Below are 16,752 nucleotides of genomic sequence, written 5' to 3' on the forward strand. Positions count from 1 at the left end.
AGGAACACATCTTTCGAGGGAGCAAGAATGCCTACAGCAGCAGTCATCGGTTGCGGTGATGTATCGAGCGTGCACTTCGGGGCGATCGCCAAGATCAACGACGTCGAACTCGTGGCGGTCTGCGATACCGATCCGGTGCGTCTGGAGGGGGCAGAAGCCGCCCATGGCGTTGAGGGGTACGCGAACTATCTGGAGATGCTCGAGGCGGTGAGGCCCGACGTCGTGCACATCTGCACTCCACACCACCAGCATGCCTCGCTAGCGGTCGAATGCCTCGAGCGCGGCGTCAGCGTGATTGTCGAGAAGCCGCTGGCCCACACTCTCGAAGAGGGGCGACGCCTGGTGGAAGCGGCTGAACGGACCACGGCGAAGATCGCCGTATGTTTCCAGAACCGCTACAACGCGACGTCGCAAGCGATGCGGAGCATGCTCGACGACGGCGGGCTGGGTCAGGTTCTGGGCGCCTCGGCCACCGTGATGTGGCACCGGACGGCCGAGTACTACCGGGACCGGCCGTGGCGCGGCACCTGGGCTGAAGGAGGCGGTGGCCTCATGATGAACCAGGCCATCCACACAGTGGACCTGCTCCAATGGCTGGTAGGTGACGTGACAAAGGTGGAAGGCCATGCCTCCACGCGTTCCCTGGGCGGTGTGATCGAGGTGGAGGACACAGCGGAATTCATCGCCGGGCACGCCAACGGCGCAACCAGCGTCTTCTACGCCACTCTGGCGAACGCCACCAATGCGCCGGTGACGCTGGACATCGTGACCGAAAAGGCCACCCTCAGCCTTCGCGGCGACCTCAACGTCACTTACGCTGACGGCACCGTGGAAACCATCCCCGAACGAGCCTTGGAATCAGGTGGGCGCGCGTACTGGGGCGTATCCCACGAACTCTTGATCAAGGACTTCTACGCCAAGCTCGAGGATCCTGCTCCGTTCTGGATCAGCCCTGCTGAAGCCGAAAAGTCACTCAGGATCGTGAAAGACATCTACGCGCAGAGCTACCCGGAGATTTCCGGGCAGGTGCGCTAACTACATGGCCCACGTGGGCCCGGAACACAACGGAGGACACAGTGGCCAAAATTGGCGTACAAGCGATGATGCTGAAGGGCAGTTTCGCTGAACTCGGAGCGTTTGAAACGCTCCGCAAGGTAAGTGCGATCGGGTACAACGCCGTCGAGATTTCCCAGATCCCGATGACACCGGACAACGTTGCCGAACTGGACCGCTCCCGCAGCGAACTGGGCATGGACATCGCCGCGCTGTCCGTGGCAATGGAAACCCCCAAGGGCATGCCGGGCGATTCGCTCAAGGACCATTTCGACAAGATCGTGGACGACGCAAGGCGCTTGGACACGAACCTCCTGCGGATCGGCATGATGCCGTTTCCCGCCATGAAGTCGATCAACGCCGTGGTGGACTTCGCGAAGCAGGCCAACGAATACGCGGAGAGGCTCCGGGAAAACGGCATCGGCTTGTATTACCACAACCACCACATTGAGTTCGCGAAATTCGACGGCAAATACATGCTGGACATCATTGCCGAGAACTCCCCGGCCATGGGCATGGAGATCGACGTGCACTGGGTGCAACGCGGCGGACTGGACCCTGTCCGGACCCTGGCCAAGTACGCCGGACGCACAGCTATGGTGCACCTGAAGGACTACCGGATCGGCGAGTTGCCGGAGTCGGCCTTCGGGCTCCTCGAAACGGGAGACCTCACGGGCTTCATGGCCGAGTTCAGAAACGTGGTCCAATTCGCCGAAGTGGGCGAAGGCAACCTGGACTTCCCCTCGATCATCCCGGCCGCCCACGCCGCCGGCGCAGAGTACATGCTCGTCGAGCAGGACGAGCTGTACGGACGCACTGTCTGGGAAGCCTTGCAGACCTCCCACGACAACCTGGTGGCCATGGGCCACGCAGACCTCTTCTAGGATCGCTCCGCGGGACCCGCAAGACTCCCCACCCCATCGAATATGGAGAATCACTCATGAGCACGAAAGTCCGCCTTGGCATCATCGGCCTGGGCCAGCAGGGCGGCATGTACGCCAAGTTCATCACGGACGGAATGGTCCCGAACATGGTAATTGGCGCCATCTGCGACACCGATCCCGCAAAAAAGGAGTTGGCGGCCACCCAGTATCCTGATGCACCGTTCTACGACGACTACATCGCCATGCTTGAAAGCGGCGACGTCGATGCGATCGTCACGTGCGTGCCGCACTTCCTGCACCCGGAAATGGGCATCGAATCGCTCAAGCGCGATATACACGCCCTAGTGGAGAAGCCTGCCGGCGTCTATACCAAACAGGTCAAGGAGCTGAACGAATTCGCGGCCAGTAAGCCCGAGCTTTCCTTCGGCATCATGTTCAACCAGCGCAACAACCCGCTCTACAAAAAGCTCAAGGAGATCGTCGACAACGGCGAGATCGGCAGCATCCGCCGCACCAACTGGATCATCACCAACTGGTGGCGTCCGCAGGGCTACTACAACTCCAGCGAATGGCGCGCCACGTGGGGCGGCGAAGGCGGCGGCGTCCTGGTCAACCAGGCACCCCACCAGCTTGACCTCTGGCAGTGGATCTGCGGCGTGCCGAAGTCCGTCTACTCCAAGGTGGCCTACGGTTTCCGCCGTGACATCGCAGTGGAGGACGAGGTCACCGCGGTAGTGGACTACGGCAATGGCGCCACAGGGGTGTTCGTCACCGCCACGCACGACCTCGTGGGAACCGACCGCTTCGAGATCTTGGGCGACCAGGGCAAGATCGTCGTGGAAAACAGCAAGACCGCCACAGTCACCAGGCTGATCAAACCAGAGCGCGAACTCAGCGACGGCATGGACATGGACGATGTCCGCAAGCTCTTCATGGGTGAGTTGAAGGCCGAGGACTACTACACCACGGAGGTCATCGAGTTCGAGTCCGTCTGGGGCGGACAGCACGCTGGCGTCTTGGAGAACTTCGCGGCCAACATCCTGGACGGTACTCCGCTGCTGGCCCCCGGCTCGGACGGGATCAAGGGAGTGCGCCTGGCGAATGCGATCCACCTGTCCAGTTGGACCGGCAGGGAGGTCTCCCTCGAATTAGACGAAGAGGAGTACATGCGCGAACTCAACAAGCGCATCAGGGAAGAAGGAAAGTTCCCTGAACGCTACTAGTGAGCGGTGCGCTCGCAGTTAGCCGCTCATTTGGGCAGGACGGTCGCCAGCCGATTGATTGGCAACCGTCCTGCTTATTGTTGCCAAGCACGATTACGATGGAGCCGTGACCCAAGCGACGAACTCCGGAGCAGCAGCTGTCCCAGCCAGGCGTGGACGCGGGGAGAAATCTTCACCGACCATCTACGACATCGCGAAGCTGGCGGGAGTCAACCCCTCCACGGTCTCGCGCGCGCTAAGCAAGCCGGGGCGGGTCAGTGCCAAGACCCAGAAGATCATCGAGGATGCCGCCGAGCAGCTGAACTACCGGGTGAACCCGTTCGCCCGGGCGCTTCCCACTGGCCGCACCCAAACGATCGGGCTGATCGTCGCGGATATTACCAACCCGACGTTCTTCGACATTATCCGCGGCGCGGAGACCACCGGATCCGCCCGGGATTACACCCTGGTGTTGGCTGAATCCGCGGAGTCGTCGGAAACTGAGCTCACCGCGGCCCGCCGGATGTTGAGCACGGTGGACGGCCTCATTCTGGCGAGCCCGCGTATGGACGATGAACAGATCCGTGCTTTGGCCTCGGAGAAGCCGGTGGCCGTTATCAACCGCGAAGTGGACGGCGTGCCATGCGTGGTTCCGGACGTGAACAAAGGCATCAGCCAGGCTGTCCGGAGTCTTGCCGCGAATGGTCATCAAAAGCTCGCCTACGTTGCCGGCCCGCCGCAGTCTTGGATGTCCCGCCGCCGTTGGGAGGGGGTCCAGGCGGCCTGCGAGTGGTACAAGCTGGGGGCGGTCCGTTTGGAATCGTCCAAGCCAACCGTCGACGGCGGTCGCCAAGTAGCGCGCGACGTCCTGTCGAGCGGCGCGACGGCGGTCATCACTTATAACGATCTTCTCGCCATAGGCCTCATGCAGGAATTGCAGGCCGCCGGTATGCGCGTTCCCGACCAGATCAGCATTGTGGGATTCGACGACATCTTCGGGGCGGACTTCACGACCCCCGCACTCACTACTGTCAGGTCACCCTTGGGGGAGTGTGGGTCCCGCGCCGCAGCCCTGCTGCTGGATATGCTGCTCGGCCATGAGGGCCCCGGGGGAGTGGTTCACGTGGATACGGAGCTCGTGGTGCGCGGCTCCAGCGGGCGGCTGCTCGCCTAGCTTCAAGCGATCCTCGAGGATCGTTGCAACGAGATGGCAAAAGATGGCAACCGGTTGACATACCGCCTCCCCGGATCGAAAATTGACCTATGTCACAGTCGATCGCAGCCAACCCTGACCGCCTCCTACCTGCGGATCCCGGGACGCGCAGCATTGCGCGCTCCTTGCTGGAGCGCGTCCAGGACCTGCCCATCATCTCGCCGCATGGCCACGTTGACGCCGCCGTCATCGAGCACAACACCCCGTTCCCTGATCCGGCCGCGCTCCTGGTCAGCCCGGACCACTACGTCACCCGCCTGATCCACGCCAGCGGAGTCTCCATGGACAAGCTGATTTCAGGGGGCGCCAACGCATCCGAATCGCGGGAGATCTGGCGGACATTCGTCCAGGCCTGGCCCCTGTTTGAAGGCACGGCCTCGGGCTACTGGCTGCGCACGCAGTTCGAAAGCGTGTTCAAGCTCGGCGCGGATATCGGCGACATGTCCGCCGATGCCAGCTACGACGCCATTGCCGCCAAGCTCGTGGAGCCCGACTTCCGTCCCCGCCAGCTCTTCAAGGACTTCAACATCGAGGTCCTGGCCACCACGGACGATCCTCTGGACAGCCTCGCCAGCCACAAGGCCATCGCCGAGGACCCCTCTTTCAATGGCCGGGTGCTGCCCACGTTCCGCCCGGATGCCTATCTGAACATCGCGCACCCCACGTGGAGCGCCAACGTCGAGCGGCTTGTCGATTCCGCCGGAGATGGCGCCACCGGCTACGCCGGCTATATCGAGGCCCTGGAAAACCGGCGTCGCTATTTCGTAGACCATGGCGCGGTCTCCGCGGACCACGGAGTCCTCACCCCCGCAACGCTCAAGCTGGACCGTACAGACGCCAAGAGGATCTTCGAACTTGCGCGTGCCGGCAAGGCCACGTCCGAGGACCGCAACACCTTCGAAGCCCACATGATGTACCAGATGGCCCGGATGTCCGTGGAGGACGGCCTGGTGATGACCATCCACCCGGGTTCCTTCCGCAACCACCACCAGCCCACCTTCGATGCCTACGGTGCGGACACCGGTCACGACATCCCGTTCGCCACCAACTACACCGCGGCGATCCGGCCCCTGCTCCAGGACTTCGGCACGGCCAAGGACTTCCACCTGGTGCTGTTCACGCTGGACGAGACCGTGTTCTCCCGCGAACTGGCACCCCTGGCAGGGTTCTACCCGGCCGTGTACCTCGGAGCACCTTGGTGGTTCCTTGACGCCCCCGATGCCATGCTCCGCTTCCGTTCCGCCGTCACCGAAACCACCGGCTTCTCGCGGTCCTCGGGCTTCATCGACGACACCCGCGCATTCTGCTCCATCCCGGCCCGGCACGACGCGTCCCGCCGGATCGAAGCCTCGTTCCTCGCCCGCCTCGTGGCCGAGCACCGGGTCAGCGAAGCCCGCGCCCACGAACTCATCGTCGACGTCGTCGACGCCTCACCCCGAAGGGTATTCAAGCTGTGACCACCGAACCCAAGCAGCCCGCGGACCTGCCCCGCTTGAGCCGTGCCGTCAGGCCCACCGAGAAAGCTCCTGTGCGCATTGTGCACATGGGACTGGGGGCCTTCCACCGCTCGCACCAGGCGTGGTACACCCAGCACGCCAGCGACGCCGCGGAGTGGGGCATCGCCTCCTTCACGGGCCGCCGCCCGGACGCCGCACAGGTCCTGGCTACCCAAGATGGCCTCTATACCTTGGTGGAGCGTTCGGACGCGGGTGACTCTTTCGAGGTCATCAGCAGCATCGTCGAGGCCGTTGACGGCGCCGACGTCGAGCGTTTTGTCGAGCTTGTCGCAGCCCCGCTGACTTCCGTGGTGACGCTCACTGTCACCGAGGCCGCCTACAGGCTTGGAGCCGACGGCAAGCTGGACAGCCAGGCGCCGGACGTCGCGGCTGACCTCGCTTTGCTCGCTGGCGGCTCTGCTTCCGGCGAGCCGTCGACGCCGTTGGGCCGCCTCGTGCTGGGCCTCGCCTCCCGTCGCGATGCCGACGCCGGCCCCCTCGCCGTCGTCTGCTGCGACAACCTTTCGAACAACGGGACCGTGGCCAGAAACGCCGTGGTGGGGATGGCCAAGGCGTTCGACGCCGGACTCGCCGCCTGGATCGATGCCAACGTCAGTTTTGTCAGCACTTCCGTTGACCGCATTACGCCGCGTACCACGGAGGCCGATATCGACGCCGTCGCTGACGCCTGCGGATACCGCGACGAATCACCCGTGGTCGCCGAGCCCTTCCGCGACTGGGTCCTCAGTGGGGACTTCCCCGCCGGGCGCCCGCACTGGGAAGACGCCGGCGCCATTTTCGTGGACGAAATCGAGCCGTACGAGAACCGCAAGCTGTGGCTCCTCAACGGCGCCCACTCGCTCCTCGCCTATGCCGGCCAGCTGCGAGGCCACAAGACCGTGGCGGAGGCCCTCGCTGACGAGTCCTGCCGCCGGGCGGTGGAAGACTTCTGGGGCGAGGCCGCTGCCAACCTCGACGGCGACGAGTTGCGCATCCCCGAGTACCGGGCTGCCCTCCTGGAGCGCTTCGGGAATTCCCGGATCGCCCACCATCTGGCCCAGATAGCCATGGACGGCAGCACCAAACTGCGCATGCGAGCCGTACCGGTCCTCCGCGCCGAACGTGCCGCCGGTCGAAGCGGCGAAGCGGCTGCGCGCATGATCGCCGCCTGGTCTGCCTACACCGCCTCGGCAACTGGACTTCAGGATCCGCGGGCGGCAGACATCGTTGCGGCTAACGCGCTTGGGGGCCGTGCCCGGCTCGAGGCGCTGCTGGGCCTGGTGGATCCGGAATTGGCCGCCGACGCCGGGATCGTGGACCTCGTCGAAGCCTTGGCCGAGACCTTCGCGGCCGCCGGCAACCTCAGCTAACACGGTTCGAATACTGCCCGGACCGCCGGAACAACCGGCTGCCCGGGCAGCGGCCTTAACGCCGGACGCCTGAAGGGGCAGCGGAATCAGCTGCGTCAGGAAAAGTCTCGACGAAATAGATACTGCAACCGGTTGCCAGAAATTGTCATCCAACCTAAGATCATCAATACGCAGCCTGTGGTGCACGTCGCACCCGGGCCAAGGCCAGCCCTCGATCAGCAACCCTGAAAGGACCAGCTGTGAAAATCATTGCCGCTGAAGTCTTCGTGACCAGCCCCACCCGGAACTTCGTGACCTTGCGGATCACCACCGAGGACGGCGTGACCGGCATCGGCGATGCCACACTGAACGGCCGTGAACTCGCCGTGGCCGCGTACCTGAAGGAACACGTCGCGCAGCTGCTGATCGGCAAGGACCCGCACCGCATCGAGGACACGTGGCAGTTCCTCTACCGCTCCTCGTACTGGCGCCGGGGCCCGGTCACCATGGCCGCTATTGCCGCCGTCGACATGGCCCTGTGGGACATCAAGGGAAAAGTTGCCGGACTGCCGGTCTACCAGCTCCTGGGCGGTGCCTCCCGCAACGGGCTCCGTGCGTACGGCCACGCCTCGGGCGCGGACATCCCCTCCTTGTTCGACTCGGTCCGGGAGCACCTGGAATTGGGCTACAAGTCGATCCGCATCCAGACCGCCATCCCGGGCATCAAGGCCGTCTACGGCGTGGCAGCCCAGGCGCAGGCCTCCGGGGAGCGTTACGACTACGAACCTGCCGGCCGCGGTGCGTTCCCGCAGGAAGAGGACTGGGACACCCGCGCTTACCTCCGCCACCTGCCCACTGTCTTCGAAGCAGTACGCAACGAATTCGGTCCGGAAATCCCGCTGCTCCACGATGGCCACCACCGCATGACCCCCATCCAGGCAGCCAAGCTCGGCAAGGCCCTGGAACCATACGACCTGTTCTGGCTCGAAGACTGCACCCCGGCCGAAAACCAGGAAGGGCTGCGCCTAGTCCGCCAGCACACCACCACCCCGCTGGCCATCGGCGAAATCTTCAACACGGTCTATGACTTCCAGACCCTCATCAAGGAACAGCTGATCGACTACGTCCGGGCCGCGTCCACCCACTTCGGTGGAATCTCTCCGCTGAAGAAGGTCATGGACTTCGCCGCCCAGTACCAGATCAAGTCCGGCTTCCACGGCCCCACGGACATTTCACCGGTCGGTTTCGCCGCCCAGCTTCACGTGGGCCTGGCCATCCACAACTACGGCATCCAGGAGTACATGCAGCACTCGGACAAGACCAACACGGTCTTCGAGCAGTCCATGACCTTCACCGACGGCTACCTGCACCCGGGCGACAAGCCGGGCCTCGGCGTCGAATTCAATGAGGAAGCCGCCAACTCCTTCCCGTACCAGCAGGCCTACCTGCCCTACAACCGCCTCGTCGACGGCACCGTTCATGACTGGTAGGAACACCGCCATGGCTGGTGATCCGGAGGCGGCGCCGGAAGCACCGCGCCGCATTGTGGTGATGGGCGTTTCCGGCTGCGGCAAGACGACCATCGGGGACCTTGTGGCCCGGGAGCTGGGGGTTCCGTTCCTCGACGGCGATTCGCTCCACCCCGTGGAGAACGTTGCCAAGATGGCTGCCGGAATTCCGCTGACAGATGAGGATCGCTGGCCGTGGCTGGCGACGGTTGGCACCGAACTTGCGAACGCAGGACGCGGCGGGCTGGTGCTTGCCTGCTCGGCCCTGCGTCGCAGCTACCGGGATGCCATCCGTGAGAAAGCCCCGGACACCATCTTCCTCCACCTGCACGGCAGCAAAGAGGTGCTTAGGGAACGGACAGAAGGGCGCACTGGCCACTTCATGCCGCCCGCGCTGCTGGATTCGCAGCTCGCCACCTTGGAACCGCTCGACGCCGACGAGGCAGGGATGGTCGTAGATATCGCCGCCCCCGTCAGCGAAGTGGTGGCTGAGGCGCTGGCTGGAATTGCCGCCGTCGGCCGTTCCGCGGCTCCGGCAACCAAAGGCGCCGGGGCCGTGGGCACCCAAACGGGCCAGTTCGACGTCGACCTTCAGGCGGCGCCGTTCAACCTCGATGACGACGCCGTTGCATGGGTGGAATCCACGATCGGCGGCATGAGCCTCGAGGAAAAAATCGGGCAGCTCTTCATCAACCACAACAACGATTACTCCCCGGAGTACCTAGACGGCGTACTGGAGAACTACCACGTCGGCGGCATGCGATACAGGCCAGGCCCCTCCGCAGCAGTGCAGCAACACATCCGCTATGCCCAGTCCAAAACGCGCATCCCGCTCTTGGTTGCCTCTAATCCGGAAATGGGGGGAGCAGGAAGCTGCGACGACGGAACTTTTGTGTCGACGCACCTGCAGGCCGGCTCGCACCCGGATAAGTCCATCGCCCGGAAAATGGGTCAGGTTGCTGGAGTGGAAACTGCGGCTCTGGGCTGCAACTGGGCCTTCGCGCCGATCGTGGACATTCATTACAACTGGCGGAACACGGTCATCTCCACCAGGGCCTTCGGGAACACGCCGGAAATCGTGGTGGAGCGCGCCAAGGAGTACTTCGACGGGATCAGCGAATCGCCCACCGCCTGTGCCATCAAGCATTTCCCGGGCGACGGCGTGGACGAACGGGACCAGCACGTGGTTACGTCCTACAACACGCTCGGGTACGCGGACTGGAATGCCAGCTACGGGCACGTTTACCGGGAGATGATCGGCTACGGAGTCCAATCGATCATGGTTGGACACATCGGGGCGCCGGAGCTCACGCGGCATTTCCGTCCGGGGACGGAGGACAGGGACATCCTGCCCGCCACCCTCGCTCCGGAGCTACTCCAGGATCTGCTCCGTGGTGAACTCGGCTTCAACGGCCTGATCCTCACGGATGCCTCACAGATGATCGGCCTCACCCAGGCGATGAAGCGCAAAGACCTGGTTCCGGCCACCATCGCAGCCGGCTGTGACATGTTCCTGTTCTTCCGCAACCCCGCGGAGGATTTCCAGTACATGATGGACGGCTACAAAACAGGAATCATCACCGAGCGGCGCCTCCACGATGCGCTGCGCCGGATCCTGGCGTTGAAGGCCAGCCTGGGGCTGCACAAGAAGCTCCCGCAAGAATTGACGCCGCCGCCCGAGGCACTCCGGGTGATTGGCAGCGACGCCCATCTTGCGGTCGCCGCCGAGATCGCAGACAAGACCGTCACCCTGATCAAGGACACCGCCAGCAACCTGCCTATCACGCCGGAAACGCACAAGCGCATACGCCTGTACGGCATCTCCGGCGGTTCCGATTTCACCAGGGCGGATCCGCTGGCCTACTTGGACACGGTCAAGGAAGAGTTGGAAAGCGCAGGCTTTGAAGTCCATGTCTTCAAGACGGCCGGGCAGCGTGAAGCTGCGGGGGAGTCCGGAGTGAACTTCATGAGCGTCATCGCCGACGAAGCGACCGGCGACTACGCGGACAAGTACGACGCCGCCTTCGTCTTCGCCAATGTCAAGGGCTTCGCCCAGGAAGCTGCCATCCGCATCAAATGGTCCAGCCCCATGGCGGCGGAAATCCCCTGGTACGTCACTGAGGTCCCCACGGTGTTCGTCTCACTGAACCAGCCGAACCACTTGATCGATGTGCCGATGGTCAAGACTGCCATCAACGCCCATGCGGGAACTCGCGAGGCCATTCGGGCGACAATCCAGAAAATCCAGGGTAAGTCCGAGTTCCGGGGAACGTTCAACGAGAACGTGTTCTGCGATTCGTTCGACACCCGGCTGTAGCGGCGGCCAGTTGTAGCTGCGACAGGCTCCAGCCTGTGACTGCCACTCCCCAGCCGCAAGGGGGAGTGGCAGTCACGGTCCGGGCGTCCCGGAATGGTCGAGAATCTCCTGAGCTGCACACATTGTCGATGCCTCGCAGTAGTATGCGGGCATGCCTGACCAGCCCGAGTATCCCGCGCCCCTGAACTCAGTTGGCGCCCCGCCTCCGCGTCAAACGGAACCCCTGTCAACTGTTTCGAGGGTGCCCGTCATCGCCAAGCTCGTGTGGCCGAAATACCTTCAATACGTTCCGGCCATGGTCACCCGGACGGCAGAGGGCAAAGTGTTGGTGCAATGGTGGCCGAACCCTTTCGGATCGGCCACGAGGTTGACCTGGCTGAAAGATACGGACGTGCGGGCCGAACTGCGCTACGAGAGATGAATCAGGCGGCCGGGTTCGCGACGTCCACCAACTTGGTGTTGTCGTCCACCAGCTCTACGGGCCTCATCGTCCATGACGACGCCAAGCCATACGCATCTCCAAGCACCACATCCAAGAGGGCCTGGCCCCGGGTTTCCTTGGGGTCGATCCAATCGTCGATCATGTCCGCAGAAATCGGCACCGGGATCCGGTCATGCAAATTGTGCAGTCTTTCGTGAACGCCTTCCGGAGGGGAATCCATGGTCAGGATCGAGCAGGACAAACGCCACGCTCCAGGCGCGGACTTGTCTAAGATGCTCTCGTCACGCCACGGCGCAAACAAACCGGCGAAAGTAATCAGCTCGTCCTGCGGTTCGACGATGTAGCGCTGCTTGGGATCTTTGCGGCCCGGCCCCGACTTCTTCCACTCGTAGTAGGCAGAAGCCGGGACGACGGCCCGCCACTTAGGCAGGGAAGCTTTGAACACCGGGATTGCCCCAGCGGTTTCCGAACGCGCATTCCATGTGGGTACCTTCGAATCGAAGGACTTTGAAAATGATGGAACCAAGCCCCACCGCCCGGCCGCGAGCTCCCGTCCGACTGAACCGTCTCCTGCCCGCCCCCTCAGGAAGACCACAGGGTCAGTCGGATTGATCTGGAGCGTTGGTGAGGGGTAGTCGGTATCACCCCGCAGCACAGCACCGAGCTTCCTCGAGAGATAGTCTGCCTCGAAACCGACACTGAACCGACCGCACATATCGACATTCTCGCCCAGCGCTTGGGACAACGCCAGTCTTCGGCGACCATACTGGAGCAAGATCGAAGAACCCATATCCTGACAACCCGGACATTTGGAGGGCCCCATGAGCAACCCCCGTGGCGAGGACACGCCGCTGGCCAAGGGCAGCCCCACCCGATTGACCGGGCCTGTATTGGCAGGGGTGCTCCCGAATCAGCCTGCCATGGTGGTTGAGAGGGCCGCGGAAGTAGCACTTACGGGCGGATTGGAACTGGTCCTGGCCTTCGCTGATGTCACCCGTTTTCCTGCGGCTGGGGACCGGGACGGGCATCTGGCGGCCCAGCCGATCGATCCTGACGGAATCGACGACGACGCCGCGGCCATTTCGGAGTCGCTGCGGTCCCGCATCGCGGATCAACTCAACGGATCGGGTGTGCAGTGGTCATTTGTCGCACTCGCGGGCGAGCCTGCGAGGTCATTGGGCCGCTATGCCGCGAGTATCAACGCCTCCATGATCGTCGTGGGAACCAAGGAACATGGCCTCGGTCCGAAGTTTGAAGGATTAGTCACTGGATCGGTAGCGTTGCACTTGGCCCATCGCCAAAACTGCCCCGTGCTCATGGTTCCCTTGGGCCATCACGACGCAAGCAGGGATCAATGAAGGAAAGCAGCACGGCCGCGCCCGGCGCTAAAACGCAGGCGGCGCGACCAAAGGATGAGCGACAGCACCGCCCGCTCCATCTGCATGGGCGGTTCGTTCTCCTCGTGGCGGCTGGAGGAATCCTCGGCGCCCTAAGCCGCTACTGGTTTGGCATGGCCGTTCCGGCGCCGGACGCGTGGCCGCTGCCCACTTTGCTTATCAATCTGTCCGGCGCGCTCGCGCTCGGCTGGCTCCTCGAAGCGCTTGCTCGGAGCGGGCCCGACGCCGGACTCCGCCGGGTTGCACGGCTCGGCATCGGGAGTGGTTTCCTCGGGGCCTACACCACTTACAGCACCCTAGCGCTGGACTCCTTGCATCTCTTCGGCGCCGGCCGGGGAATGGACGCTCTGTGGTACCTGGCAGCCAGCCTGTTCGGCGGTGCCGCGGCCACAACCCTGGGTATCTGGCTTGGAGCGTTCCGGCACAAGTCCGCCCAACAGATGCAGAAGGCCCAACCATGACTGTCCTCCTGATCGCACTCACGGGCGGCGCAGGGGCGGCCGCCCGGTTCGTGGTGGATGGCCTGGTCCGTTCCTGGGCCCGGACCGCCCTGCCGCTGGGCACCATTTTCATCAACGTCTCCGGCTCACTGCTCATGGGGATCTTGGCAGGACTGGTCATGGCCCATCAGGCTCCTGAATCCCTTCAGTTGATTCTCGGTACCGGATTCCTGGGTGGATACACGACCTTCAGCACAGCAAGCCTGGAGACTGTCAGGCTTGTCCAGAGCGGCCGGACGGGCCTGGCCCTCCTCAACGGAGCGGGCACAATGGCCGCTTGTGTCGGCGCCGCAGCAGCCGGTGTCGGGCTAGTTCTCTTGCTCTGAAGCGGCGTGTCAGCTGTAAAGCCCCGCCAGCAACTCAACAATGCGTTCGCGCTCCCGCGGCGGGTCCTTCTTCGACCAAGCCGCATAGACGGGGACGGGCGGGCATCGCGCACCGGACGGTAGACGAGGCCGCGCCGTCGATACTGGTACACCGTCGACTCGGCGGTGATGCCGCGCGCCGCACCGCTGCCGATGAGCGTCAGCCAGTCGTCGACGTCGTGAATGGCGATTACCTCCTGCGGGCGAGCCTGCTCGGGCCAGAGCTCAAGGGTGGTGCTGCCTGTACGGAGATCCATCGCCACCGGCCGCTGGGCAATCTGCGCAAGCGTCACCGTCCGTCTGGGCGCCAGAGGATCGTCCGAGGACATGACACAGTAGCGCTTCTCCGCACCAATGCGGATGTGCTCGACGGCGGCCGCTTCAGGCAGGCGCCGAAGGATGGCGAAGTCGGTGGTCCCGTCGGCGAGCCCCGCCGTCGGGCTGTTGGAGTGGATGAGCCGAAGTTCCGTGTCGGCGAACGTGGCGGTCCACCGTCTCTGGAACTCGGTGGTGTGCTCTCCCAGGGCGGACCACGCGTAGCCGATCCGTATTTTGTCCGTTCCGGCCCGCGCCTCCTGTTCCAGCTCGGCAAGGAGCGTGAGCAGGCGCCGCGCCTTGGCCAGCACCCGCTCACTGCCGGGGGTCAGGGCCACGCTCCGAGTGGTGCGTTCAACGAGCTTCACGCCGAGAGTGTGCTCCAGTGCGGCGATGTTGCGCGACACGGCCGCCTGGGACATCCGGAGCTCAATGGCAGCGTCGGTGAAGCTGCCCTCCTCGGCTACCGGCACCAGGCAGCGCAACTGCCTTAACTCCACGCCCATGCCCCCATCATATTCATGCATTCACCGTATAAATTGGGCGGTCCATGCATTTTTGGTGATGCGGGCTGGGGCGCAGAATTCCCTCATGAGCGAAAGAAGCGCAGTCATCGGGTCCGGAGGGTCGCCGTCGCAAAAGGCGGGCGGCGTGGCAACGCTTGTGGCCAGTTCGCTGTCCAACCAGCTGGGTGCCGCGAGTGGCTCCCTCGCATTCCCCATCATTGGACCCCTGGGGGTTGTTGCGGTCCGCCAACTCGTGGCCGCCGCAGTTCTCTTGCCCATCGTTCGTCCGCGGTTGCGCGAATTCAGTTGGCGGCAGTGGTGGCCTGTGCTCCTCCTGGCCGTGGTGTTCGGGACCATGAACCTCTGCCTGTGCGCATCCATCCAACGGATCGGGCTGGGTTTAGCCGTGACACTGGAATTCCTGGGACCCTTGGCTGTCGCACTGCTCAGTTCGCGCCGTAAGAGCAGCGCCGTGTGTGCTGTGGCCGCGGGTGCCGGCGTAGTGGCGATTACCCAGCCGGACGCATCAATGGACTATGCCGGCATCGGTCTCGGACTCGTCGCCGCGTGCAGCTGGGCTTTCTACATCCTGCTGAACCGAACCGTCGGAAAACGCATCCAGGGTATCCAGGGGACAGCTGCCGCAACGGGGGTGTCGGCAACGCTGTACTTACCGGTCGCCGTCGCGATCTTTGTGGGCCAGCCGCTGGACGGCTTTGCCATCATCTGCGCTGTCAGTGCCGGCATCCTGGCCTCCGTGCTGCCTTACGTTGCAGATCTGATCGCGCTGCGCCGGGTCCCGGCCCAGCTGTTTGGTGTGCTCATGAGCATCAATCCGGTGTTCGCAGCGATCATTGGATCGCTTGCCCTAAACCAGGAACTCAATGTTGGGCAGTGGGCCGGGATTGCGCTGATCATCGCGGCCAACGCCGGTGCGCTGCTGCTGCGGGGCGGAAAGCAGTAGGGCAGCGTCAGGCCTCAGCCTCCCTAAGAGCCTGCTCCTCGTGTCGGTAGCCGACCGTCTCGTAAGCGACGACGATGAGCGCGGGCGATGCAGCGACGAGGAGCAGCGCGGCGCCCACACTCGCGCCGAGGCCCACCGCGACTACCGCGGATACAAGGGCGAGCGCGGCCGCGCTGAATATCCAGATGTGGTAGCGGTCGGCAGTGCGCAGCAGGAGTGAGTAGATGGTCACGAGGGTCAGTTCGAAGACGAACACTGGAAGGGCGACGGCGAGCACTGTGGCGGTGGCGTCGATGTGGCTCCCACCGGAGATGAAGATCGCCGCGCCATGGAGGCCGGCGCCGGTGCAGACGACCGCGGCGAACACGACGATGTGCAGGTAGCTCCATCCGAACGCGCGACGGCGATGATGTCCCAGTACCCGCCCGGATGGGACAGTGAAATACAACCACCACATCGCGAAGGCGAGGGCGGTGCCGCCGGAGGCGACGAGCACGACCTCGACCGACCAACCCGACCGGTCGACGACGGCCGAGATCGCGAGCACAGCGCCGAGGATCACCTCGCCGAGTGTGATGATCACGAGCAGCGAGTACCGTTCAGCGATGTGGTGCGGATGCCAGGGGGTGCCACCGTCCTTGCGCTCGGCGAGGAGCGGGCCCAACAACTCGACACCGACGAGAGCCGCGATGATCCACGACGTCGACCCGATCGGGAGCGAGGCGAAGATGAGTACCACCCATCCGACCTGGGCCACCGAAACGGCAGCCACGTAGGTCAGGCACGCCCGCCGATGCTCAGGATCATGGCGCGCAGCGCGCAGCCAGAGAGCGACCGCGGCGACACGCATGATCACGTACCCGCTTACCATGATCGCGTTGTTGACATGGCGGCCTTCGTCGATCGACCGGAAGAAGGGTGGCATGCCGAGGGCGATCACGAGCACCCCGATCATCTCGATCAACGTCGCGATGCGGAAGAACACGTCGTCGTTGTCATATGCGGAGGCCAGCCACGAGTAGTTGACCCACGCCCAGCTGATCGCGAAGACCCCAAGAACGAACCCGGTGACCGCGGCCGACCAATGTCCTTTCTCGAAGAGCAGCGCCGTCTGCGTCGAGACCGCACTGAAGGCCACGACGAAGACGAGGTCGAAGAGAAGCTCGAGCGGCGTCGAGGTCCGGTGTTGCTCGGCTGGATCGCGCCCCGACATACGTCCGAGCCGATGAGTGAGGCTCATA

The 16,752-nt window shown here is 63.9% G+C and carries 15 protein-coding genes and 1 pseudogene; 13 read left to right on the plus strand and 3 right to left on the minus strand.

Going from position 1 to position 16,752, the window contains the following annotated elements; translation table 11 throughout:
- The first annotated feature begins 27 nt into the window (after positions 1 to 27).
- The 9 genes from OW521_RS18325 to OW521_RS18365 all read left to right on the plus strand — a co-directional run bounded on the left by OW521_RS18325 (position 28) and on the right by OW521_RS18365 (position 11,443).
- Positions 28 to 1,035 carry a Gfo/Idh/MocA family protein gene (locus OW521_RS18325; protein WP_268021006.1) on the plus strand — a complete coding sequence of 336 codons (1,008 nt, stop codon included), beginning with the start codon at positions 28 to 30 and terminating at the stop codon, positions 1,033 to 1,035.
- A 41-nt stretch (positions 1,036 to 1,076) separates the two neighbouring features.
- A complete protein-coding gene (locus tag OW521_RS18330) occupies positions 1,077 to 1,937 on the plus strand; it encodes a sugar phosphate isomerase/epimerase family protein (RefSeq protein ID WP_268021007.1) in 861 nt (286 codons plus the stop codon).
- Positions 1,938 to 1,993: 56 nt separating this feature from the next.
- Complete coding sequence (locus OW521_RS18335) at positions 1,994 to 3,160, plus strand: Gfo/Idh/MocA family protein (RefSeq protein WP_268021008.1); 1,167 nt, start codon at positions 1,994 to 1,996, stop codon at positions 3,158 to 3,160.
- Between the two features lie 106 nt (positions 3,161 to 3,266).
- A complete protein-coding gene (locus tag OW521_RS18340) occupies positions 3,267 to 4,313 on the plus strand; it encodes a LacI family DNA-binding transcriptional regulator (protein ID WP_268021009.1) in 1,047 nt (348 codons plus the stop codon).
- A gap of 89 nt (positions 4,314 to 4,402) precedes the next feature.
- Positions 4,403 to 5,809 (plus strand): glucuronate isomerase, encoded by a 1,407-nt coding sequence (uxaC, locus tag OW521_RS18345; protein WP_268021010.1) that lies wholly within the window; start codon positions 4,403 to 4,405, stop codon positions 5,807 to 5,809.
- Positions 5,810 to 5,895: 86 nt separating this feature from the next.
- The gene (locus tag OW521_RS18350; RefSeq protein WP_268025957.1) at positions 5,896 to 7,218 is read left to right on the plus strand and encodes a mannitol dehydrogenase family protein; all 1,323 of its coding nucleotides are present in this window, start codon (positions 5,896 to 5,898) and stop codon (positions 7,216 to 7,218) included.
- A gap of 239 nt (positions 7,219 to 7,457) precedes the next feature.
- Positions 7,458 to 8,687, plus strand: a complete 1,230-nt coding sequence (manD, locus tag OW521_RS18355; protein WP_059387443.1) for a D-mannonate dehydratase ManD — start codon at positions 7,458 to 7,460, stop codon at positions 8,685 to 8,687.
- A 10-nt stretch (positions 8,688 to 8,697) separates the two neighbouring features.
- The gene (locus OW521_RS18360; RefSeq protein WP_268021011.1) at positions 8,698 to 11,022 is read left to right on the plus strand and encodes a gluconokinase, GntK/IdnK-type; all 2,325 of its coding nucleotides are present in this window, start codon (positions 8,698 to 8,700) and stop codon (positions 11,020 to 11,022) included.
- Between the two features lie 151 nt (positions 11,023 to 11,173).
- Positions 11,174 to 11,443 (plus strand): hypothetical protein, encoded by a 270-nt coding sequence (locus OW521_RS18365; protein ID WP_184740419.1) that lies wholly within the window; start codon positions 11,174 to 11,176, stop codon positions 11,441 to 11,443.
- A gap of 1 nt (position 11,444) precedes the next feature.
- On the opposite strand, the gene OW521_RS18370 is transcribed toward OW521_RS18365, so the two are convergent.
- A complete protein-coding gene (locus tag OW521_RS18370; RefSeq protein WP_268021012.1) occupies positions 11,445 to 12,254 on the minus strand; it encodes an SOS response-associated peptidase in 810 nt (269 codons plus the stop codon).
- Positions 12,255 to 12,285: 31 nt separating this feature from the next.
- On the opposite strand from OW521_RS18370, the gene OW521_RS18375 reads away from it, so the two are divergent.
- The 3 genes from OW521_RS18375 to crcB are packed head-to-tail and all read left to right on the plus strand — an operon-like array spanning position 12,286 to position 13,687.
- The gene (locus tag OW521_RS18375) at positions 12,286 to 12,822 is read left to right on the plus strand and encodes a universal stress protein (protein ID WP_268021013.1); all 537 of its coding nucleotides are present in this window, start codon (positions 12,286 to 12,288) and stop codon (positions 12,820 to 12,822) included.
- Entirely contained in the window at positions 12,819 to 13,322 is a 504-nt protein-coding gene (locus OW521_RS18380) for a fluoride efflux transporter FluC (protein WP_268021014.1), read from the plus strand. Before OW521_RS18375 ends, OW521_RS18380 begins: the two co-directional genes overlap by 4 nt.
- Complete coding sequence (gene crcB, locus OW521_RS18385; protein WP_268021015.1) at positions 13,319 to 13,687, plus strand: fluoride efflux transporter CrcB; 369 nt, start codon at positions 13,319 to 13,321, stop codon at positions 13,685 to 13,687. Before OW521_RS18380 ends, crcB begins: the two co-directional genes overlap by 4 nt.
- 104 nt (positions 13,688 to 13,791) lie before the next feature.
- Here the strand turns inward: crcB and OW521_RS18390 are convergent.
- A pseudogene (locus tag OW521_RS18390) lies at positions 13,792 to 14,568 on the minus strand (LysR family transcriptional regulator); the annotation flags it as partial.
- 64 nt (positions 14,569 to 14,632) lie between these two features.
- On the opposite strand from OW521_RS18390, the gene OW521_RS18395 reads away from it, so the two are divergent.
- Positions 14,633 to 15,511, plus strand: coding sequence for an EamA family transporter (locus tag OW521_RS18395; protein WP_268021016.1), 879 nt, complete (start codon positions 14,633 to 14,635; stop codon positions 15,509 to 15,511).
- Positions 15,512 to 15,518: 7 nt separating this feature from the next.
- Here the strand turns inward: OW521_RS18395 and OW521_RS18400 are convergent, their stop codons facing one another.
- Entirely contained in the window at positions 15,519 to 16,751 is a 1,233-nt protein-coding gene (locus tag OW521_RS18400; protein ID WP_268021017.1) for a low temperature requirement protein A, read from the minus strand.
- Between the last annotated feature and the right edge of the window lies 1 nt (position 16,752).

This window comes from Arthrobacter sp. MMS18-M83 (assembly GCF_026683955.1).
Lineage (GTDB): Bacteria > Actinomycetota > Actinomycetes > Actinomycetales > Micrococcaceae > Arthrobacter.